Source organism: Collimonas sp. OK307, from assembly GCF_900113705.1.
Lineage (GTDB): Bacteria > Pseudomonadota > Gammaproteobacteria > Burkholderiales > Burkholderiaceae_D > Collimonas.
In genome coordinates, this window is the sequence record NZ_FOQI01000006.1 from 25,350 (window position 1) to 47,868 (window position 22,519).

The window sequence follows — 22,519 nt, forward strand, 5'->3', positions numbered from 1 at the left end:
GGAGCAGGAGTCGCAAAACAAAAAAAACAAACCGACGATAAGTGAATCGCTTCTCTCCGTAACCGTGATCTAACGCATCACCTTGACCTGCACATACGCCAAGCGTTCAGCGCCAGCGGACGCCCGCGCGCTGTGCAGGCGATGCAAGGTAATTTGGGTGACGTCGACATGACCGTCTTCGATATGTGCAGTCATCAGCTTGACTGCATCGGCGGCGCCATGGGCGCCTATTTGCGCCAGGATCGCGACATGTTCGTCATAGGTCGACTGTACACAATCGCCATAGATGAAATCCAGACGGCGCACGATGCGGATGCGGTCGGTCAAACGCTCGAAAGTACTGGCCATTTCCAGGTTGCCGGCGGCGCGCACCAGCGCCAGGTGGAATTTCTCGTCAAGCATCGCTACCTTGCGTCCATCGCTTAAGCGTTCAGATGGCGGCACGCACCATATCGCCTTTTGCTGTTCGATCAACGCGGTATCGATAGCGCTGGCTGGTCCCGCGCACAGCTTGCTGATGGCATGGATTTCGATCAGTTTGCGCAATTCGTATAAATCTTCAAAGCGCTTGAAATCGATGGGCACCACTTCCCAGCCGCCCCGTACATAACCCTGCATCAAGCCATCGCCCTGCAGGCGCTGCAACGCTTCGCGCACCGGGGTGCGCGAGACATTGAAGTAGGCGGCGATTTCAGTTTCGGTAATCTGATCGCCCGGCAACAGGCGCATGTCGAAAATATCTTCGCGCAGACGACCGTATACATAGTCAGGTAAAGACACGCCTTTTGGCGCAAAGTCGCTACCGGCGTCGCTAACCGGAGCGATTACCTGCGGGTCGGTACCTGAGATTGTTTTCATGATTTCCGTCATTGCGTTGTTGCGTCGTTATTTACCAGGCCGCCACACAACCATCCGTACGCGGCTCGGTACCGCCGCATAACACGCCGTGCTGATCGCGCCAGATAATCTGGCCGCGGCCGAAACCGAGTTGATTGGCTGACCATGACGCCTCGTGTCCGAGGCCGCGCAAACCGCGAAACAGGTGCTCGGCGCTGGTGTGCTCGATGCTGACATTATTACCGCCCTCCCATTCCCAGCGCGGAGCGTCCAGCGAGGATTGCGGATTAAGGCCGAAGTCTACCGTGTTCATGATCATCTGCACATGCCCCTGCGGCTGCATGAAGCCGCCCATCACGCCGAATGGACCTACCGCCTTGCCATCCTTGGTCAAAAAACCCGGGATGATCGTGTGATATGGCCTTTTTCCAGGTGCCAGGCAGTTCGGATGGGCTGCATCGAGCGTGAAATTGTTACCGCGGTTATGCAAGGCGATGCCGGTTCCCGGCACCACCAGCCCGGACCCGAAGCCCATGTAATTGCTTTGGATGAAGGACACCATGTTGCCTTCATCATCGGCGGTGCTCAGATACACGGTGCCGCCGCGCGACGGCTGTCCAGCCACAGGCAACGCCGCGCGGGCGCCTATCAATTGGCGGCGCTCGTCGGCATAAGCATCGGACAGCAGATCCTCGACCGCGACCCGCATATGGCCGCTGTCGGCGATATGCGCCAGGCCGTCCGCATAAGCCAGCTTGATGGCTTCGATCTGACGGTGACAGGTCAGCAAAGTATCGCGTTCGCTGAAATCGAAGCCTTTCAGTATATTCAAGGCCAGCAAAGCGACAAGGCCATGGCCGTTAGGCGGAATTTCCCATACATCATAACCGCGGTAGTTACTGCTGATCGGCGCTACCCACTGCGGCTGGTATGCCGCCAGGTCGGCACTATCCAGATAACCACCGGCAGAGCGTACAAAGGCAGCAATCTCTCCGGCGAGCGCGCCACGATAGAAACTGGCGCCATTGTCGGCAGCGATCGCGCGCAAGGTATCGGCATGTCCCTGCGACCGCCAGACCTCACCGGCGCGCGGCGCCCGGCCGCCCACATTGAACGTATCGAACCAGGATTGAAAATGCGCGTCCTTGAACTCCTGTTGAAATAACTTGTATGCCTGCTGCCAGGCAAACGCCACCATCGGCGATACCGGATAGCCGTCTTGCGCCAGCGCGATGGCACCGGCCATGGAACGCTCCAGCGGCAGCTTGCCGAAACGCTCTGCCATGCCGGCCCATGCACCTGGCGTGCCGGGTACAGTGATCGGCAATGCACCGTATTTCGGCATGCTTTGATGCCCGGCCGCATGCAGTTTATCGATCGAAATTGCGCGCGGTGCAGCTCCGCTGGAGTTCAAACCGTGCAGTTCGCCCTTGTGCCAGATTAGTGCAAAGGCATCGCCACCGATACCATTGGCGGTCGGCTCGACGACGGTCAGCGCGGCAGCGGTAGCGATCGCCGCATCGATGGCGTTGCCGCCGGCTTGCAGGACCGTCAGCCCGGCATGTGCAGCCAGCGGCTGCGAGGTAGCCACCATGCCACGTTTGGCATACACCGCGCTACGGCGGGAGGCATAGGGATAATGATTGGGGTCGAAGGTGAACATGTTTTCTCTCATCGATAAAGGTGGCAACTTACGTATTCACCGGCAGCGAGCGCGGTCGTCTGCGGCGCCTGGGTTTTACAGATTTCCATGCAAGATGGGCAGCGTGGATGAAAATGACAACCGGACGGCGGCGCCGCCGGATTCGGAATACTTCCCTGCAGTACGATGCGCTCGCGCACCTGGTCCGGATGCTCGCGCGGTATCGCCGACAACAAGGCTTGGGTATACGGGTGCTTCGGAAAGTTATAGACGCTTTCGCAGCTGCCCGATTCGACCATGCGCCCCAGATACATGACGCCGATGCGATCGCTGACATGACGGATCACGGCCAGATCGTGCGATACGAACAGATAGGTCAGCCCCAGCTCTTTTTGCAGATCCTGCAGCAAATTCAGGATCTGCGCCTGGATCGAAACGTCCAGCGCCGACACGGCTTCATCGGCGACCACCAGTTTCGGCCGCGTGATGATGGCACGCGCGATGCCAACCCGTTGCCGCTGGCCGCCCGAAAATTCGTGCGGATGCCGGTCGGCATAACGTTGGCTCAGGCCAACCAGATCCAGGATGTCGGCCACTTTGCGCTTGCGGGTGGCGCGGTCGAACAGGCCGTGCACGATCAGCGGCTCTTCCAGCACCTCCCCGATTGTCATGCGCGGATTCAGCGACGCGAACGGATCCTGGAACACCATTTGCATATTGCGCCGCATCGCACGCAGCGCAGACGGCGACAACCCGGTCAGCTCCTGCCCCATGAAATTGATGTTGCCTGCGGTCGGTTCTATCAGCCGCAATACGCTGCGGCCGGTGGTCGACTTGCCGCAACCGGATTCGCCGACCAGGCCCAGCGTCGCGCCCTCTGCGATATCGAAGGAGACATCGTCGACAGCCTTGACCGGTGGCGCGCCACGGCGCCCGGACGAAAATTGCTTCTTTAGTCCGGTAACGTTCAACAAAGTATGGGAATTGGTCATATCGTCTTTACCTTGAGTTCAGTTCGAATTTAAGTTCGGATACCAGCAACGCGCCAGATGATCCAGACTAACCGCCGTCAATTCCGGCATCGTACTGCGACACAATTCTGCTGCTTTCGGACAGCGCGCGGCAAAGCGGCAACCGGCGCCGGCAGTGCCTGGCGGCGGCACCGAGCCTGGAATTGCTGTCAGCGGCTGCCCCGGTTTGGCCGCCAACGCCGGCCGGGCGCGCATCAACGCCTGCGTGTAGGGATGAGCCGGCGCATCGAACAGCTCGCGCACGCTGCTCTGCTCCACCACCTGCCCCGCATACATCACGACCACCCGTTCGCACATTTCCGCCACCACACCTAGATCGTGGGTGATCATCAGAATCGCCGTGCCCTGCTCACGCTTGAGTTCGCGCATCAAATCCAGGATCTGCGCCTGTATCGTGACATCCAGCGCCGTGGTCGGCTCGTCACAGATCAACAGACCCGGATTGCACAGCAAAGCCATGGCGATCATCACTCGCTGCCGCATGCCCCCCGACAGGCTGTGCGGATATTCATCGACCAGTTGCTCGACCCGCGACAAACCGACCCGTTGCAACATCGCCAGCACCTTGTGGTCAATCTGGCGTGAAGAAAAAGTGCTATGGACACGCAGCATTTCACCCAGCTGTGCTCCGATCTTGTGCAACGGATTGAGCGAAGTCATCGGCTCCTGGAAAATCATGGCGATCTGCTTGCCGCGTATCGCCCGCATGCCGGCCTCGTCTACCGTCAGCAAATCACGTCCGTCATAGCGCACGGCGCCACTCAGCCTGGCCTTGCTGGCCAACGGGAACAGACGCAATATCGACAACGCCGTTACGCTCTTGCCGCAGCCGGATTCGCCCAGCAAGCCGACGGTCTGGTTGGCGCCGACTTCGAATGAAACACCATCCACCGGCGCAATGCTTTTGCCGTGGCTGATAAATTCGACCTTAAGATTACTCACTTCCAGCATGGTTCATCTTTCTGGCGTTTGTCGGTTACAGTTCAGCGTTCGGCATTTCAGCGCTTCAGTTTTGGATCAAATACTTCGCGAATGCCGTCGCCTAGGAAATTAAAACCCAGCACCACGGCAAAAATCGCGATCCCCGGCCACAAGGCCAACGTCGGATTGCTATTCAGGTAGCCTTGGGCGATATGCAGCATCGAACCCCAGCTCGGGTCTTCCGGCCGCGCTCCCAGCCCCAGGTATGACAAGCCGGCTTCGGCAATGATCGCCGACCCCATCGCCAGGGTAGCCTGGATCACCAGCGGCGCCATCGCGTTCGGCAGTACGTAACGCCACATGATGCGCAAGTGGCCTGCGCCCACCGAGCGTGCCGCCATCACGTAGTCGAGATTGCGGATGGTCATGGCCTGGCCGCGCGCTAGCCGGATAAACGCCGGCGCAAAGCCGATGCCGACCGCTACCATCGCGTTGTAGAAACCGCCACCCAGCGCCGCGGATAATGCCAGCGCCAGGATCAGCGACGGAAAAGCTTGCAGTGCGTCGACAATCCGCATCACTACCCATTCATCCCAGAAACCGCGGAAATACCCGCTGGCGATGCCGATCGGCACGCCTACGCAAAATGCCAGGCCGACCGCAATCAGCGCCGCCTGCAGCGAAATGCGTGCACCGAACACCATGCGGGAAAAAATGTCGCGGCCCAGATCGTCGGTACCCATCCAGTGCGCGGCGCTCGGCCCGGCCAGGATGTTGCTGTAATCCTGATCGAAAACCGGATCGTGCGGCGCCAGCAGCGGCGCCAGCAAAGCCACCAGTATCAGCAGCGCGATGATCAGTGCGCCAATCACCGCCATGCGATTGCCCGCGAAACGACGCAGGCCGAGCCAGCGTTGGCGTTGCGGCAGTGTTTCGGCGACAACTGCCGCTGTTACCGGTAACGGGCGGCTCATGCGTACTCCCTGGCGATGCGCGGATCGATCATGCCGTACAGCAGATCCACCGCCAGATTGACGATCACCACCATCAGCGCGGCAGCCAGCACGCCGGCCTGGACGGTGACGTAGTCACGCTGGAAGATCGCATCGACAATCATCTTGCCCATGCCGGGAATACCGAAAATGCTTTCAGTGATTACCAGCCCGCCCAGCATGCCGGACACCATCAAGCCGCTGGCGGTCACCACCGGTATCATGGCATTGCGCAAGGCATGGCCGATCACTACTTGCCAGTCTTTCAAGCCTTTGGAAAAGGCGGTGCGGATATAGTCTTCGTTCAGCACTTCCAGCAAGCTGCTGCGCACCATGCGCATCAGGATTGCCGATTCGCGCAGACCGGTTGCCAGCATCGGCATCAGCATCGCCAGCAGGTTACCGCGCCAGTCTTCGCTGAACGGCACATAACCCGAAGCCGGCAACCAGCCCAGCTTGACGGCAAACAGCACGATGAACATCATGCCCAGCCAGAAATGCGGCACCGACATGCCGAACAGAGCCCCTAGGGTACTGAAGTAATTGGCGATGCTGCGCGGCCGGGCTGCCGCCAGTATGCCGGCCGGTATCGCTATCAGCACCGCGATGGCAAAGCTGCCCAGCGCTAGCTCGATCGTTACCGGCAGCCGTTGCAGCAACGCATCGGCGACTGGCGTGTGATCGACAAAAGAACGCCCAAGATCACCATGCAGCGCCGCCCACAGCCAATGGAAATACTGCACGTAGAGCGGGTCGTCGAGGCCGAGTTGCGCGCGCAAGGCCAGGGCGGCTTCGGGCGTAGCTTCCTGGCCGAGGATAGCCGTGACGGGATCGCCCGGCAGTATCGCCAGCAAGGAAAATATGACGATGCTGACCAGCAGCAAGGTTGGCAGCACGAGCAAGATGCGTTTCAGCAGTTTAGGCATGGTCTGGTGAGCCGGCAGGCGTATCTGTATCTACTTTGCCAGCGTTGCTGTGCGGATCACGCCGTCGGGAATGAACCTGAAACCTTTCACCGCCTGCGAAATACCGAATAGCACATTGTCGTGATTCAGGTAAACATAGGGCACTTGCTTGAGCAGGATTTGCATTGCCTGGTCGTAGGAACTTTTGCGCTTGGCGATGTCGTTTTCAATACGTGCTTGCTGCAACAGCGTATCGAGCTCGGGGCTGCCGTACCTGGAATAATTCAGCGAACCGTTAGTGACTACGAAATCGTAGATATTCTGATCCGGATCGGGACGGCCGCTCCACCCCACCATCAACGCTTCATAGTTGCCGGCCTTGCCGACCTCGATCTGGGCTGCCAGTTCGGCTTTTTCAAGCGTTACGTTAATACCGGCCGGACGCAGCATGCCTTGCACCATCTGGCCGACCTGCAGATCTTCCGGCGTAGTCGGCAAGATCAGGTGGAAAGCAAAACCGCTTTCCTTGCCGGCCGCTTTCAGCAAAGCCTTGGCGCGCGCCAGATCTACCTTGGGTGGTGCATCGTCGGCGCCGTGTGCAAATTGCACCTTGCTGAACGGCGAATGGCCAGGCGAGACGGCGCCGTTGTAAACTACCTTGGCAATCGCGGCGCGGTCGATCAGGATATCCACCGCTTGCCGCACTTCCGGCTTGTCGAAGGGAGGTTTCGCGGTATTGAAATAAAAACCGCGAAAACCCAGCGATGGCTGGTTGATCACGCTGTACCTGGCGGCTCCGGAAAGATTGCTCAACTCCTTGTAGGGAAAGCGATTGGTGATGTCGACCTGGCCGCTGCGCAGGTTGTTGAACGCCACATTGACGTCGTTCATGATTTTGTACACCACCTGATCCGCCTTGGGCAGGCCGGCTTGCCAATAATCGGGATTCTTGTCGAGCGTCAGGCTCGCACCTTTCAGGCGCCCCTTGTAAATGAAAGGGCCGGTGCCGACCGGGTTGTTGACATAGTCGTCACCGAATTTCCTGATCGCCGCAGGTGAAGAAATCATGCCGGCGCGATCGGTCAGGATCGACAGGAAAGGCGCAAACGGGGTCGACAACTCGATCTTCAAGGTGGCCGCGTCAACCACCGTGATTTGCTTGATGTACTTGAGATCGTTTCTACGCAGCGAATTCTTTTCCTGGGCGCGCAGCAGATTGAATTCAACCGCCTTGGCGTCGAATGGCGTGCCGTCCTGGAATTTGACGCCCTTGCGCAGGAACAGCGTATAGGTCTTCTGGTCGTCCGAGACAGTCCAGCGTTCGGCCAGCATCGGCACGATCTTGCCGCTCTCATCCAGATCCAGCAATTTGTCGAAAATACTCTGGTACACCATGCGCTCGGCGATCATTGACGACTGGCTCGGATCGAGTTTGCCGGGATCGTTGTCGAGTGAAATATTGATGGTCATCGCCATGGCGGAACAGCCGGCTGCGGTCATCATCAATGCGGATACGATCTGTAACGGCAAACGCTTGTTCATTCTTCATCCTTTGTTATGGGAGACGATGCGGCGCGACGATCATATGATGTCGCAAGTCTACATTGATGTATACAAGAAAGTAGACAAGCATTAATTGTGCCAATGCTGCGCCAATGAGCGTGCCAAAAACGTGCCGAGGCGCGGACCATGGCAGATGACTTGATGGATGACTTAGCTCAGGATGGCGAACGCACTATTTTCGTGACGCCAGGAAGGAAAACGGGCGATGCGAGTGCATCGCCCGCACATATTATTAACCGGCTTGCAGCTTGGCCTGATCGATGCTGTGCCCGGATACCACCCAGAATATATACAGCAGCACGGCCGAAGCCACGCCAAAGACCCAGATGCCAAGATCGTCGCCGCTGATCTGCCACATGCTTGCCGGCAGGTCGGCGCTGCAGATCATGCTGGCGGCACTCATGCCGACATAGTGCATGCTGCACACCGCCACCCCCATGACAACGGCGGCGACGATCCGATGTGACAATTTAGTCAGGTTGAACGCCAGCCATAACGCTGCCGCCGCTGCAACGATCGCGATGCCCACGGAGATACCGACAGTGGCTGGGTCCAGCGACATGATTGCACTTTGATGCATTGCGTACATGCCCATGTAATGCATCACGCATACGCCCACCCCCGCCAGCAAACTGCCCGCAAGCCAACCCGACAGCGTGAATTTTCCGCCCTTCCCGGCCAGATAAAGCGCAATCCCGGAAATCGCTATCGCGGCAATGAGCGATATGACGGTCAGCAGCAAATCATAAGTAATCGGTACTGCCAGGCGATATGCCTGCATGCCAATAAAATGCATGGACCAGATACCGATGCCTCCAAGTGCGATCGCAGCGCATAACGCCAACTCCCAATCCAGGCTACCGTTTATCCGGAACATCCATTTGGCACATTGCAAAGCGAGCAGTGAGCCAAGAAAGGAAATGAAGTAAGACAGCAAAACCAACGCCAAGGAATATTTCGGCACTAACAACTGACCCAATACTGGTTCCATTGCACACCTCCCGTTTTTTTAAAAAACAAATGACAATCCCTCTCTCTACAATGGCGAAATAGCTTCGCCTCCTGGCAAACACGATGCCGAATGCATCGAAAAAAGCCGGCTCGCAAGAGCCGGCTTTTTACCAGGTTACCTACCGATAAATCAAAGTCCGAGATCGCTGATGAACCGGTTGGTGTAGGTCATGCCGGTGTCACGGTCGAACGACCAATGATGCAAACCGGCGATCCCGTTCGCTTTGACCCACGCCGACAAGGTGTCGGTGTCGGCGATGGTGAAAGTCTCGCCGGGAGTGTCGTTTGCACCAATCATAGGCGTCAGCTCGATTTGGCTATACGGAACCTTGTAATAGCCGTGGAAGTCCATCGCCGCCTGGATTGCCGACTGCCCCATTTGGCAAGCGCCGCCGCTTACCACGCAGTTGCCGACAGTGGTCGAGCCATAGTCCATCGTCATCAGGTTGACGTAATAGTTTTTAAGGCCGGCCGATTGAATCGCTTGCATGACTGCGATCCCCATCGCACCCAACGGGTTGGGCGAAGCCGCTCCCATATCTACCGCAACCGATGAGCCGCTCTGGCTAGTCGCATTGGTAGCAATGGTGAAGCTGAAGCGCAGGTTAGGATACTTGATCTGGGCGGCCTGGACACGTGCTACCAGATTGTTGATGTCGGATTGGCTTTGGCCGTCTTCGATATCAAAATCGACGCCGATCAGGTTGGCGGAGTTGTAGGTATTGATAAAGGTGTTGAAGCCGGCGTCGGATGTACAGGTGAATGCGCCGGCAGAACCGCCGGTGGAAACGATGTACTTCTTGCCGGCAGCAACGAAGGACTGCACGTTGGTGGCAATCATCGCTGGTGAGATACCTCCCCAATTTTCGGAACCGCAACCGGCTGTTGCAAACGCCCAGGTGAGTACGGTGTTATGCGACGGCATGGCGCTGGTGACCGGCAGCGACGTGCCGGTTGCCGTGCTTTGCATGCCGCCTGTGTTCCAGTTGGCATCGGCCGTGACGTCCTTGTATGGACTGAACACAAAACCTGGCGTTGGTGTTGGTGTTGGAGTCGGAGTCGGAGTCGGAGTCGGCGTTGGCGTTGGCGTAGGTGTCGGCGTAGGTGTCGGCGTAGGTGTCGGAGTTGGTGTCGGAGTTGGTGTCGGCGTACCGCAAGAGCCTCCGGCTGTCCATAAGGTCGGCGATGCGGCTGGATTCCAGCCCGCGCCTGCATAATCGGTTTGAGTGACCAATGCCGTATATGGCGAACCGTTATAGCTGACTACTTCACCGACCGTGTAAGAACCGCCATCGGCCCAGACCACGCAACCGGGAGTCGGAGTCGGAGTAGGCGTTGGAGTCGGTGTTGGGGTGGGCGTTGGAGTGGGCGTCGGTGTAGGAGTCGGTGTCGGCGTGGGAGTTGGCGTACAGGCACCGCCGGAAGTCCACGGTTGTCCGCTGCCGGTGACGCCATTGTTGGTGGATGGATTCGCCCCTTGCGTCCACCAGTTTGCCGTGTAATTCACACTACTGTAGCTGGCAATATTGCCGGTATTGTAGGCCACGGTGGTATCCCACGCGGCGGCGCAAACCGGCACGCTGGATTTTGCGCTGGCGGAAATCTGCTTCTGGCTGGCGCCTGCGGTAGTGTCTTGCGAACCACCGTCGCTGCAGCCTGCCAGCATGCTGCTGATCAGCCCCGCGAGCAAGGTGATACGTAAATTTGTTCTCATGCGTCACTTCTCCTCATATCAAATGATGATGTGCGAGAAGCGAGCCGGGATATGCGGAGTCAGTTATCCGCAAATCCGACATGCACCTGCGCACTCCCTAAGCTGAGTCTGTTATATGTTTTTAAACTCACAGCTGGGCTGAGAATGGAGTCCGCAAAAATGAACGTCAAGTGGTTTAAAAAATTTACCGGGAAGCCAATACCACTTGAAAAACAGTTGAAATTTAAACTTGGAAAATTCTATGGTTTTTAAAATCGAAAAGAAAATTTCAACTGAAATTAAATTCTGCAAGGCAATAAAAACCTATCTGAAACTGTCGTTTCCTCTCTCTCCGGCAAGGGGAAATCAACGCTCGCGACAGTTCAAGGAAAAATGCCGACGCCAGCGATGCCATACCACTTTGGCAAAGGTCGTCATGTGGTCTTAGATATGCAAAAATCATCTTTGCCGAAATGCCTGCCGGCGCAGGCTGTGCCGAAGGGTTACAGCTCGTTATAGGTCGAATAGATCGTGCTGAAATTGTTGTCCGGCCGGAAGTTAATCAACGACACGGTTACGCTGGCCTCCAACCCTTCCACATAGTGCCAGCAGCCGACCGGCAGAAACAGCAGCTCGCCCGGCGCCAGTTCGCATTCAAGCACCTGCACATTGCGCATCAGCGGGAAACGATCATAGTCGATGGCATAACCGTCGATCGGCGTATAGCAATGATGGTGGTTGTAGACATACGCTACCTCGCATGCGGGGATCAGCTTGATACGCTTGCGGCCGATGACCTGCGCCATGAAGTTATTGGTCAGGTCATGGTGAAACGGGGTGCGCGTGCCTTTCGGACCCAGCCAGAGAAAACCGTCGTCCTGCGAATCCGGATTCAGGTATTCAGGCAGACGCCCGATGTCTTGCCACAATCCTGCCAGAGCCTGGCGATTAGCTGAGGAATTGTTGGCCGTCATGTAGAAATCGTTGCTCTCCTGCGCGCCATCGATCATTTCCAGGTAGCTGGCCAATGGCATCTTGCGCTTATGCAGGGTGGAGTTGATTTCATAGTTGGCATCTTGCGAACGCCCCATCTGCACTTCAACTTCACGCTCGCCGAAATGCTCGCGGAAGAAATTGAAATTCCACTTCGTCATCGCCGGCCACGCGTCCAGCATGCCGGTGATGATCACCGGCTTATTCAATAGATAATATTGGCGATAGAACTCGTCACCCGATAATTGATGGCTGCGTTCAATCACGGCGCTGTCAGGCGTCTGCCGATTCAGGGTACGGTAGATATCGAGAACCCAGTCATGCTTCTTCAAACGGTTCTTGATGCGCTGACCTGCCTGGCGTGCGCCTAGCAAGTAAGGATTGGCCAGCGCAGCCTGCATTTCACGCGTTGCTTCGTCCGGCGTCACTCCCTTGGAAACCAGGACGTTGAACAAGTCTTGCGGATTCGCTTCGAGCGCTATATTTTCACCGATCCAGCGGCGCCAGTCGTCATTGATGATGCTTGCACTGTGCTCAGCCTGCCCCATGAATTGTCTCCGTAGTTCCCGATCCCGCACGCCAATTGATATTTACGCTCACGCTCTTACTGATATTGCCTTCCGGCAGCAGAGTGCAACATTGGGATAATACGGATGAAATTGCAAGTGGTTTTTATTGTAGTCGGCAGCGGCAACGCCCCGTAAAAAATAAACTTTTTCTATGTGGCTTAGCGAACAGATAAATGCACCGTAGTTGGCTAAAGTTATCCCATCTTCCCTGCCAGGCCTCCGAAGCCTGGCGGTTCAAGCCTAGCGATAAGTACGCTGCGCCTGCTTTGACGACGAGATTGCATTACAACCAATTTCATCGGGAGACGTAAGTGTAAATATCGGACTACCGGGGCTGGCGGTCGGGAAACATACCAGCACCAAATTCCTCAATTCTTCAATTCCTGTATTACTGCCAGTTACATTAAACCGGCGAAAAGCGCCGCAAAGAATGCTATCGTTCTTTGATCGTGTGTTGCGTTTGCGTTGTGTCGGACTACCCCAGACGATCTCCAGATCCCCCCATCGAATTCAAGGAGTTGCCGAATGAGCTCAACGCTTTCCACCTCTGCACTCGACGAATTGTGCGTCAATACCCTACGCTTCCTGTCGGTCGACGCTGTCCAGCAAGCCAACAGCGGCCATCCGGGGTTGCCGCTCGGCGCGGCGCCGATGGCGTATGTTCTGTGGACGCAGTTTCTCAAGTATCATCCGGCCAATCCCCATTGGTTCGACCGCGATCGTTTTGTACTGTCGGCGGGCCATGGTTCCGCTTTGCTGTACAGTCTGTTGCATCTCACCGGTTACGACCTGCCGCTCACGCAGCTCCAGCAATTCCGCCAGTGGGGCAGCCGCACGCCGGGCCATCCCGAACGGGGCTTGACACCTGGCGTCGAAGTCACCACCGGTCCGCTCGGCCAGGGCTTTGCCAACGGCGTCGGCATGGCGATGGCGGAAGCGAATCTGGCCGCTCGCTACAATCGCGGCGACCTGGATGTCGTCAATCATTTTACGTACGGCATAGTGAGCGACGGCGACCTGATGGAAGGTATCGCCTCGGAAGCCGCATCGCTGGCTGGCCATCTGCAGCTAGGTAAGTTGATTTACCTGTACGACGACAACCGGGTCACTCTCTCCGCCGGCACCGACATTACGTTTACCGAAGATCGGGCACGTCGTTTCGATGCTTATGGCTGGCACACGCAAATAGTAGAAGACGGTAACAACCTGGCATCGATAGCACGTGCGCTGGACGCCGCGCGCGGCGAGACCGGACGGCCCTCGCTGATACTGGTACGCACTCATCTTGGGTATGGCTCGCCCAACAAGCAAGATAATTTCGAAGCACATGGTTCGCCGCTTGGCGTCGAAGAGTTGCGCTTGACAAAACAGAGGCTTGGCTGGCCGGAGCAGCCCTGGTTTTATATTCCCGAGGCCGCTGCTGCTCATTTCCTCGAAGCCGGTCAACTGGGGGAAAAGTCGGAATCGGCCTGGCATGCGAAATTCTCCGTCTACCAACAACAATTTCCCCAGCTTGCGCTGGAACTGCAACAGCTCATGCAAGGCGGAGCGGCAGCTTTGCCAGCCGGCTGGGATGCAGATATCCCGCAATTCCCGGCAGATGCCAAAGGCATGGCGACACGGGTCGCATCGGGCAAGGTCATGAACGCTATCGCCGCGCTTCTGCCGGCACTAATCGGCGGCTCGGCAGACCTTGATCCTTCTACTTATACCGCATTGAAAGGCACGGGGGATTTCGAACCCGCCGACATCATTGCAGGTGACAGGCAAGGTTCTGACGGCGGCGGCTGGAGTTATGCCGGCCGCAACCTGCACTTTGGCGTACGCGAACTTGCCATGGGCGCGATTATCAACGGCATGGCGGCCCATGGCGGCGCGCTGCCGTTCGGCGCTACCTTCCTGGTTTTTTCGGATTACATGCGGCCGGCCATCCGCCTTGCCGCGCTCATGGGCTTGCAGGTGATCTATGTGTTTACCCATGACAGCATCGCGCTGGGCGAAGACGGCGGCACCCATCAACCGGTAGAACAACTTGCCAGCTTGCGGGCGCTGCCCAATCTGCTCGTGCTGCGTCCGGCAGACGCCAACGAAACCGCGGTTGCCTGGCGGGTAGCGGTGCAATCGCATGAACGGCCGGTGGCGCTGGTGCTGACACGGCAGAATGTTCCGACCCTGGACCGCAGTCAATTTGCAGCGGCCGAAGAATTGCAACGTGGCGCTTATATCCTGACCGATGCGCCTGACGGCAAACCGGATCTGATTCTGATTGCAAGCGGTTCGGAAGTCGGGCTGATCGTGGCTGCGCGGCTGCAACTGCTGGCGCAAAACATCCAGGTGCGGATTGTCTCGATGCCGAGCTGGGAACTGTTCGATGAACAGCCACAGGCATATCGCGACACGGTGCTACCGCCGGCAATCGGCGCAAGACTGGCGGTGGAAGCTGGCGTCGCGCAAGGCTGGCATCGCTATGTCGGCGATCACGGCGACGTGCTGGCGATAGATCATTTTGGCGCCTCGGCTGCGGGTGAAGTTGTGATGCGCGAGTATGGTTTTACCGTCGACAACGTGTGCCAGCATGCTCTGGCGTTATTGCGCTCCTAACCAGCCGCCGGTGAAACCGGCGCGCTGCAAACCGTTTTTGATATAAGGGCAATTCCGCATCAGCCGCCACAGCATCTCGCTGCGATAGTTCTCGATCATGAGAATCATCGGCCCCTGGTCGATGCCGAAATGCCAGGGCGATACCCAACCGTAAGGGTTGGAACAGTTACAGGGGAAGCTCGGATTGAACGTCGCCTTGAAACCGTAAGGATTGCCGGTTTTCAGGCCGACCTGATGCACAAAATAATCGATGGTCGGCAATACGATTTCCGGCGCAAACGGCAGCGAAGCCACCACTACCCACGGCGCAATGGTGCCGTCATCGGGGCCGTGCGGTACGCCGCGTGCCACGTAGTCAAAAAATTCACGTTGGACACCGTTGACATCGAGCGTCGCCGGACCGGGGCCGTCGCTAGCGGTAATGCCCCAACAATACTCGCCGTAACCGGCAAAGCCACCGGGATTGGCGATCGCATATTGCTGCTGGACCAGCGTGGCGCGACGGCTGTTTTCGAAATAATCAATGCCTTTGCTGCGCATGGGGCTGTCTTGTATGCCGCGGAAATCCACCCAGATGTGCGACAGCTGATGCGTGAACATGGAGCCGGAATAGAAGTAATCGTAACCGTAGTTATCCTGCCACTGATAGGCCGAAGTCCAGTCGCCATAGCTATCTGCAGGCAAGGGATGGGTTGGCGAACCCAGCCCGAGGACGTACAACAACAGCGCCTCGTCGTAACCATCCCAGCGGTTAGGCAAAAACCCGGACTCTGGCTTCCATCCCATGGACACCGCCTGACCGCCATTCTGCGCCCATGGCCAGTCGACGCGCAGATAAAGCGCTTCGGCCAGTCTGCGGATTTCTCCTTCGTCGGCATTAACCGGGTCGTCGAAATAGCTGCCGGCCGTCAGAGCTCCGGCCACGAAAAAAGTAGTATCGATCGTCGACAGCTCGCATTGCCAGGCTCGGCGGCCGGTTTTCATATTCAGAAAATGATAGTAAAAACCCCGATAGCCGGTGGCGTCGGGTTCCGGTCCTTGCTGGCTGTTCCAGAAAAATTGCAGGGTCCTCAGCACCCTCTTGTGCGCGGCCTCGCGCGTGATGAAACCACGTTCTATCCCAACCGGGTACGCCGCAAGCGCCAGCCCCACGGCAGCAATGCTGGCAGGCCAGCCAAGCGCCGTTTTGTCGATCACCAGACCATTAGAGCGATTGGTCTCGTGCATGAAATAACTGAATGATTCGCGCTGCAGCATGTCCAGTTCGACTGCTGCCGTCAGCGCTTTGCGGTTCATGTTTTTGTTACATCCGAAGATTGCGAGCCGCCTGCCAGAGCGGCGTCGACAATCGATTGCGCTTCCTTCACGATACGCTGCAAATGATCCTCGCCTTGAAAGCTCTCCGCGTAGATCTTGTAGATATCCTCCGTACCTGACGGCCGCGCAGCAAACCAGCCACTTTCCGTGACCACCTTCAAGCCCCCTATCGGAGCCTGGTTACCCGGAGCCGTGGTAAGGATATGCTGGATTTTTTCGCCCGCCAGCTCATCGCGCTGCACTTGTTGCGGCGATAATGCCGACAGCATTTTTTTCTGCGCCGGCGTAGCGCTGGCCTCAACCCTGGTGCTTACAGGATCACCCAGTTCAGCCGCCAGTTTGCGGTAAACCTCACCGGGATCCCGGCCGCTGCGTGCAGTGATCTCCGCCGCCAGCAAGGCTGGCGCCAGGCCATCCTTGTCGGTAGTCCAGACCGAACCGTCAAGCCGCAGAAAAGTGGCGCCGGCACTCTCTTCGCCACCAAAACCGAGTGAGCCATCGCTCAAGCCGCCGGCGAACCACTTGAAACCGGCCGGCACCTCATATAGCTTGCGATTCAGCCTGGTGCTGATGCGGTCGATGATCTGGCTGCTGACAACCGTCTTGCCGACGTTGGCATCCTTCGACCATAAGGTCCGGTGCTGGAACAGATAGTCGACGGCAACCGCCAGGTAATGGTTAGCCGGCAGCAGCCCCGCACTTTTTGTGACGATGCCGTGGCGGTCATGATCGGTATCGCAGGCAAACGCAATATCGTAACGATCCTTCATTCCAAGCAGGCGCTGCATGGCGTAGGACGACGACGGATCCATCCGAATCCGGCCATCCCAATCGACTGTCATGAAACGGAAAGTCGGATCGACTTCGTCGCTGACCACGGTCAGGTTCAACCCGTAACGCTCACCAATCCGTTCCCAGTAATGCGCGCCGGCGCCGCCCAGCGGATCAACGCCGAGATGAATCCCGGCGCCGCGGATTGCCGCCATATCGATCACCTGGTCAAGCTCGTTCACATAGGTGTTGAGATAGTCGTAGCGATGTGTGGTGGCAAGGCGCAGCGCCTTCTCCACCGGCATTCTTTTGACATCCTTGAGAGCATTTTTCAGATAGACATTAGCTGCAGCCTCGATCCAGCCTGTGACATCGGTATCTGCCGCGCCGCCGTTCGGCGGGTTGTACTTGAAGCCGCCGTCTTCCGGTGGATTGTGCGAGGGAGTTATCACGATACCGTCGGCAAAACCGGTGCTACGGCCCTTGTTGTATCTGAGGATAGCGTGCGAAATCGCCGGCGTGGGCGTGTATTCGTCGCCCTCCGCCAGCATCACATCTACACCGTTGGCGGCCAATACCTCAAGCGCGCTGGCGCAAGCAGGAACTGACAGCGCATGGGTATCGATGCCTAGGAACAGCGGGCCGTTAATACCCTGTTTACTACGATAAGCGCAAATGGCTTGCGTGATAGCGAGAACATGCGCCTCGTTAAAGCTATGCGCGAAGGACGACCCGCGATGCCCGGAAGTACCGAAGGCGACGCGCTGTTCGGGAATTTCCGGATCCGGGACATTCGTGTAATACGCTGAGACCAGCCTCGGCACATCGACCAATAATGCCAATGGCGCCGGTTTTCCGGCCAGGGGGTTTATTTTCATCATCTTGTTCCTGGACAGCGGCAACTAATATTTTTGATGCTTTTAATATCTTCGTGCACTACCGTCGTCAATCTTCCTGTGGTTTAACCGGCTTTTCTATATGGCCGCCGAATCCTTGCCGCATGGCCGACAAGACCTTATCGGCAAAATCGCCTTCGCCGCGTGAGCTGAAACGTGTAAAAAGAGCTGCGCTCAAAATCGGTACCGGCACCGCTTCGTCGACGGCGGCGTTAATTGTCCAGCGCCCTTCGCCTGAATCCGACACGCGGCCGGCGTACCGGTCCAATTGCGGATCGTTCTGCAGCGCACCGGCAGTAAGATCCAGCAACCACGAGCCGATCACGCTGCCGCGCCGCCAGAGTTCGGTGATCTCGGGCAGGTCCAAATCATATTGATAATGTTCCGGATTGCGCAGCGGCGTTGTTTCCGCATCCGTATCGTGGCTGCGCTTGCCGATATTGGCGTTGCGCAGGATGTTCAAGCCTTCGGCATAGGCGCCCATGATGCCGTACTCGATACCGTTATGCACCATCTTGACGAAATGCCCGGCGCCTTGCGGACCGCAATGCAGGTAACCCTGCTCGGCACTACTGTCGGACTTCTTGCGGCCAGGCGTAGCACTTGCCGCATCAACTCCTGGCGCCAGCGTGGCAAAAATCGGCGCAATATGCTGCACAGCGTCCTTATCGCCGCCAATCATCAGGCAATAGCCGCGATCGAAACCGGCGACGCCACCGCTGGTGCCGACGTCAATGTAGTGGATGTTTTTTTCTTTCAATTCGATGCCACGGCGAATGTCATCGTGGTAATAGGAGTTTCCGCCGTCGATCACGATGTCGCCGGCGTCCAGCAGTGGTGTCAGCAGCGCCAGGTTTTCGTCGACCACAGCCGCCGGCAACATCAGCCACAGCACGCGCGGCTTGCTCAATTTGCTCACCAGGTCTTGCAACGACGATGCGCCTGTCGCACCGGGATGCACCAACGCTTGGACCGCATCCGGATGCAAGTCATATACCACGCATTGATGATCGCCTTTGGTCAGGCGCCTTACCATGTTGGCGCCCATGCGCCCTAACCCAATCATCCCTAGCTGCATCGTGCATCTCCTCGCTGAATAATCTTCACTTTGGAATCTTCCGGATTTGACTGTATTTTTACATCGCTTTTTAACGCTATTCTTTTCTTCGGTCTTCTATCATCGAAATGGCAACAACGCGGGCCTCCGCCTCAGCTTCCCGTTCGCTGGAAAATACGACATCAACCGCGACCCGTTGCGACGGAAAAATGTCATTTCTATGCATGGGATTGGTGGATGGCGCATAAATGGCCAGATTGGCTACCCAGTCTTCGCTGTCAGGCAACTGGATTCCGGAACATTCGATTTCGTAGTCACCAATTGTTTCGGTAAGCATTGCAGTCTCCAGGCGGTGTGAAAAATCAGTCTACCGGTATCTATCCCTATTTTTGTCGCATTTTGCATTCTGTCACAATAAACGCGGCACTTCCGATCAGACCATGTTTTGATCAATGCTACTACTGTAAATATCTGCAGAAAATCCGATTTCCAGGCAGGCGATTTTTTGTGCGGCAGCGTACAGACCGTGCGATCTTTCCCCACTATCTTGGTTCCATACTTAGCTGAAAAAATAACAGCGTTAAGTTCCTGTTGCAAGCTGCGCTCGTGCTTGCGAACCAGTCTTTTCACTTCTTTAGGAGCCAAGCATGGGCACCATCTTACTCATTCTACTGATTCTCGTCGTCATCGGCGCTCTGCCGAGCTGGCCGCATAGCCGCAACTGGGGTTACGGCCCAAGCGGCATTACGGGACTGATCGTTGTCATCCTGATCGTCATGTTGCTGACCGGGCGACTATAAACCGGCTTCGAAAAAAAGGTGGCGCAATCTAGATCTGGGATCTGCGCCACACCGTTTCCCGAGAGCTCGGAGAATCGTCTTAACACCGCACTATCGCTGCGCGCAGCCGTAGCTTTATTTTTTAGCCAGGATCACTCCGGCCAGAAATCCTACACCTGCAGCCGTAGCCAGCGCGCGCCACGGATTCTCTCTTACATAGACTTCGGCCGAATCCGCCATTTCCCTGCCGGCGACAATCGCATTAGCTTGTGCATCCTGGGCAGTGACCACGGCCTTGTCGAGCAGGCGCATGCCACGATTTCGCATTTCCTCTGCCTTGTCGCCAGTCAAATCAGCGGCTGCCAGCAATAAAGCCTGCGCATCCTTGATCAGCTTTTTTACGTCATCATTGACGACCTTCAAATTGTTTTCCAACATAGGATTCTCCTCGGATGGTGTGAGACGCGATCTTTGCGCCGGTATTATTCAACAAAATCATGCGCAGCACTCAAGCCAGCAAATCCCGCATATCATCAGCGTGTTCACCTTCCTTGACCATGATGCCGACCAGCATATGGCGCGTAGTCGGATCGCTGTCGCCGATGCGTTCGGCAATCAGATTGGCTTTGATCATGGCCTTGACGTCACTGACATCATCATGAATTCCGACGCACGATATCAACGGCAATTCTGTGCTTAAGCAATGTATCCAATGTATGTCGTATATTGCGAGAGATCGGTACGCTGACGCACATACTGCCAGTTTTAGTGCCTGACATATCGGCAAGTTCCCGTATTCATGGTTCGATAGCGTACAGACCAGGATAGCGTTCAACAATAAGCTTTTTTTGAGCAATAGCATGGAAACGCGAAATTCCTGCTGCAATGCACGAAGAAAAAAAACAACGCTGCTAACCTCAAACGAATAACAAGACTGACTTTCCGGCAAGCCGCTCACGAATGAAAAATCCAAAATCAAAAGAAAGCTGGTTAAGAAAACTCGGTCCGGGCCTGATTACCGGCGCCGCAGATGACGATCCTAGCGGCATTGCCACCTATTCCCAGGCAGGAGCGCAGTTTGGTTTCAACCTGTTGTGGACGCTGTTTCTGACCTATCCGCTGATGGTTGGCATCCAGATGGTCAGCGCGAAAATCGGCCGGGTCAGCGGCCATGGCCTGGCTACCAACATTCGCCGTCATTACCCGCCTTGGCTGTTATATGGCATCGTCGGCCTGCTGCTGGTGGCCAATACGATCAATATCGCTGCCGACGTTGCCGCCATGGGGGAAGCATTGAGGCTGCTGGTGGGCGGCCCTGCGCATTTTTATGCCTTGGGCTTCGGCCTGTTGTCGCTCGTGCTGCAAATTTTCATTCCCTACGATCGTTACGTCCGCCTGCTGAAATGGCTGACGCTGGCTTTACTAGCCTATGTCGGCACCGCCTTCGTGGTGCATACGCCGTGGACCGAGGTGTTCGAAAAAACCGTCTGGCCGCACTTGTCCTGGAAGCCTGAATACATCACCACGGTAGTGGCTGTATTCGGCACCACCATCAGCCCTTACCTGTTTTTCTGGCAAGCGTCGCAGGAAGTGGAAGACCTGCAAGCCAGTCCGGACGCGAAACCGTTGAGAGATGCCCCGGACCAGGCCCACGCCAACTTTCGCCGGATCAAGATCGACACCAGCCTTGGCATGGGCTTTTCCAACATCGTCGCCTACTTCATCATGCTGACGACCGCAGTCACCCTTGGCCTGCACGGCATCACGAATATACAAACCTCGGCACAGGCGGCTACGGCATTGCGCCCGATTGCGGGCGAGTTCGCCTTTTGGCTGTTTAGCGCGGGCATCATCGGCACCGGATTACTGGCTGTCCCGGTACTTGCCGGCTCGGCCGCCTATGCCATGGCGGGAGCGTTCCATTGGAAAAACAGCCTGGAACTGAAACCTGTGCTGGCCCGGAAATTCTATGGGATCATCGCCATCTCGACCGCCATCGGCGTAGCGCTCTGCTTCGCCCCCATCGATCCGATCAAGGCGCTGTACTGGAGTGCCGTGATTAACGGCGTCATTTCGGTGCCGATCATGTGCGTGATGATGCTGATGGCTGCGCATCCGAAAATCATGGGGCGATTCGTGATCACCGTCAAATTGAAAAGATTAGGCTGGCTCTGCACCGGGGTCATGGCTGTCGCGGTGCTGGCGATGTTTTGGACGCTCGGGAAATAGGCCGGAATCCGTGAAGCGCCCCAAATAAAAAAGCCCTCCTTTATGACCACTCAGGAGAGCTTTCTGTTGCAAGCCGTCAGCTACAAGACGGTAAACACGGCTTTGTCAGTTATTCAGGAGAAGCTGCAGGATGATACCGGTGGAAATCGCCACCAGCACGTAGTCGCCACCGGTTTGCACCCACTGATAACCGCGCGGCGGTGCATTCAGATGGTGGCCACGCCAGTCATTAACCACATATTGCCGGTTGCGATATTCAGGTGGCAGACGCTGGCCACGGTAAAATTCATGGTTCGGTCCGGCGCCACGTTCGCCTTGGTGACCGCGATTAGCCTGCCCGAAATCCCGGTTATCCCGGTTATCCCGGTTATCCCGGTTATCCCGGTTATCCCGATGATCCTGTGGCCTGCCTTGATTGTTGCGGTTGTCGTGATTGTCTCGGTTGTCTCGGTTGTCTCGATTGTCTCGGTTGTCGCCTTGACCGTCTCGTTGCTGGTGATCATTACGATCGCCGAAATTTTGAGCGAAGGCAGATCCGCCGGTGGTCATGGTTATCGCCATGATGGCGCAAACAATGGGTTTGAAGTTCATATTCGGCTCCATTTATTGGTAAGTATCATATTCGTCGCGTGCACTCGGGCGCGGGCCTCATACCTATCCTGACAGGGCCTGCTTACAAGATAGGCTTACCAAACTGAAAACTCTGTGCGCC

19 protein-coding genes and 1 pseudogene are annotated in these 22,519 nt (G+C 56.8%); 3 read left to right on the forward strand and 17 right to left on the reverse strand.

Annotated features, from left to right (window positions below; genetic code table 11):
- Positions 1–69: 69 nt before the first annotated feature.
- The 10 genes from BM205_RS09750 to BM205_RS09795 form a co-directional block, all read right to left on the reverse strand.
- The gene (locus tag BM205_RS09750) at positions 70–858 is read right to left on the reverse strand and encodes a GntR family transcriptional regulator (RefSeq protein ID WP_092414491.1); all 789 of its coding nucleotides are present in this window, start codon (positions 856–858) and stop codon (positions 70–72) included.
- Positions 859–889: 31 nt separating this feature from the next.
- A complete protein-coding gene (locus BM205_RS09755) occupies positions 890–2,500 on the reverse strand; it encodes a gamma-glutamyltransferase family protein (protein ID WP_092414312.1) in 1,611 nt (536 codons plus the stop codon).
- 8 nt (positions 2,501–2,508) lie between these two features.
- Positions 2,509–3,471, reverse strand: a complete 963-nt coding sequence (locus BM205_RS09760) for an ABC transporter ATP-binding protein (RefSeq protein ID WP_092414313.1) — start codon at positions 3,469–3,471, stop codon at positions 2,509–2,511.
- An 18-nt stretch (positions 3,472–3,489) separates the two neighbouring features.
- Positions 3,490–4,461: an ABC transporter ATP-binding protein gene (locus BM205_RS09765; protein ID WP_092414314.1), complete on the reverse strand. Its 972-nt coding sequence runs from the start codon at positions 4,459–4,461 to the stop codon at positions 3,490–3,492.
- Positions 4,462–4,508: 47 nt separating this feature from the next.
- Positions 4,509–5,405, reverse strand: coding sequence for an ABC transporter permease (locus BM205_RS09770; RefSeq protein WP_092414315.1), 897 nt, complete (start codon positions 5,403–5,405; stop codon positions 4,509–4,511).
- Complete coding sequence (locus BM205_RS09775; protein WP_092414316.1) at positions 5,402–6,349, reverse strand: ABC transporter permease; 948 nt, start codon at positions 6,347–6,349, stop codon at positions 5,402–5,404. The genes BM205_RS09770 and BM205_RS09775 overlap by 4 nt, the downstream gene beginning before the upstream one ends.
- Before the next feature lie 30 nt (positions 6,350–6,379).
- On the reverse strand, positions 6,380–7,831 hold the full coding sequence (locus BM205_RS09780) for an ABC transporter substrate-binding protein (RefSeq protein WP_371326479.1): 1,452 nt from the start codon (positions 7,829–7,831) through the stop codon (positions 6,380–6,382).
- Positions 7,832–8,123: 292 nt separating this feature from the next.
- Positions 8,124–8,882 (reverse strand): MHYT domain-containing protein, encoded by a 759-nt coding sequence (locus BM205_RS09785; RefSeq protein WP_092414318.1) that lies wholly within the window; start codon positions 8,880–8,882, stop codon positions 8,124–8,126.
- 150 nt (positions 8,883–9,032) lie between these two features.
- Complete coding sequence (locus tag BM205_RS24435) at positions 9,033–10,616, reverse strand: carbohydrate-binding protein (RefSeq protein ID WP_139227232.1); 1,584 nt, start codon at positions 10,614–10,616, stop codon at positions 9,033–9,035.
- 482 nt (positions 10,617–11,098) lie between these two features.
- A complete protein-coding gene (locus tag BM205_RS09795) occupies positions 11,099–12,136 on the reverse strand; it encodes a cupin-like domain-containing protein (RefSeq protein ID WP_175511226.1) in 1,038 nt (345 codons plus the stop codon).
- 546 nt (positions 12,137–12,682) lie between these two features.
- Here BM205_RS09795 and tkt point away from each other — a divergent pair.
- Entirely contained in the window at positions 12,683–14,758 is a 2,076-nt protein-coding gene (gene tkt, locus BM205_RS09800; protein ID WP_092414319.1) for a transketolase, read from the forward strand.
- Here the strand turns inward: tkt and BM205_RS09805 are convergent.
- From BM205_RS09805 to BM205_RS09820, 4 genes are all read right to left on the reverse strand, one after another.
- Positions 14,744–16,054 (reverse strand): glucoamylase family protein, encoded by a 1,311-nt coding sequence (locus BM205_RS09805; protein ID WP_092414320.1) that lies wholly within the window; start codon positions 16,052–16,054, stop codon positions 14,744–14,746. The two genes, tkt and BM205_RS09805, sit on opposite strands and share 15 nt — an antisense overlap.
- Positions 16,051–17,724: a phosphoglucomutase (alpha-D-glucose-1,6-bisphosphate-dependent) gene (gene pgm, locus BM205_RS09810; protein ID WP_092414321.1), complete on the reverse strand. Its 1,674-nt coding sequence runs from the start codon at positions 17,722–17,724 to the stop codon at positions 16,051–16,053. Before pgm ends, BM205_RS09805 begins: the two co-directional genes overlap by 4 nt.
- A 67-nt stretch (positions 17,725–17,791) precedes the next feature.
- Complete coding sequence (gene gnd, locus BM205_RS09815; RefSeq protein ID WP_092414322.1) at positions 17,792–18,820, reverse strand: phosphogluconate dehydrogenase (NAD(+)-dependent, decarboxylating); 1,029 nt, start codon at positions 18,818–18,820, stop codon at positions 17,792–17,794.
- A gap of 76 nt (positions 18,821–18,896) precedes the next feature.
- The gene (locus BM205_RS09820) at positions 18,897–19,136 is read right to left on the reverse strand and encodes a hypothetical protein (protein ID WP_092414323.1); all 240 of its coding nucleotides are present in this window, start codon (positions 19,134–19,136) and stop codon (positions 18,897–18,899) included.
- Between the two features lie 310 nt (positions 19,137–19,446).
- Between BM205_RS09820 and BM205_RS09825 the strand changes: the two genes are divergently transcribed.
- Complete coding sequence (locus BM205_RS09825) at positions 19,447–19,599, forward strand: DUF3309 domain-containing protein (protein ID WP_092414324.1); 153 nt, start codon at positions 19,447–19,449, stop codon at positions 19,597–19,599.
- Between the two features lie 114 nt (positions 19,600–19,713).
- On the opposite strand, the gene BM205_RS09830 is transcribed toward BM205_RS09825, so the two are convergent.
- Both BM205_RS09830 and BM205_RS09835 read right to left on the reverse strand, forming a co-directional pair.
- A complete protein-coding gene (locus tag BM205_RS09830) occupies positions 19,714–20,016 on the reverse strand; it encodes an ElaB/YgaM/YqjD family protein (protein ID WP_092414325.1) in 303 nt (100 codons plus the stop codon).
- Positions 20,017–20,086: 70 nt separating this feature from the next.
- Positions 20,087–20,239: pseudogene (locus BM205_RS09835) on the reverse strand (ferritin-like domain-containing protein); the annotation flags it as partial.
- A gap of 299 nt (positions 20,240–20,538) precedes the next feature.
- Between BM205_RS09835 and BM205_RS09840 the strand changes: the two are divergent.
- Positions 20,539–21,807 (forward strand): NRAMP family divalent metal transporter, encoded by a 1,269-nt coding sequence (locus tag BM205_RS09840; protein WP_092414326.1) that lies wholly within the window; start codon positions 20,539–20,541, stop codon positions 21,805–21,807.
- Between the two features lie 105 nt (positions 21,808–21,912).
- Here the strand turns inward: BM205_RS09840 and BM205_RS09845 are convergent, their stop codons facing one another.
- The gene (locus BM205_RS09845; protein WP_092414327.1) at positions 21,913–22,398 is read right to left on the reverse strand and encodes an RcnB family protein; all 486 of its coding nucleotides are present in this window, start codon (positions 22,396–22,398) and stop codon (positions 21,913–21,915) included.
- Positions 22,399–22,519: the final 121 nt, after the last annotated feature.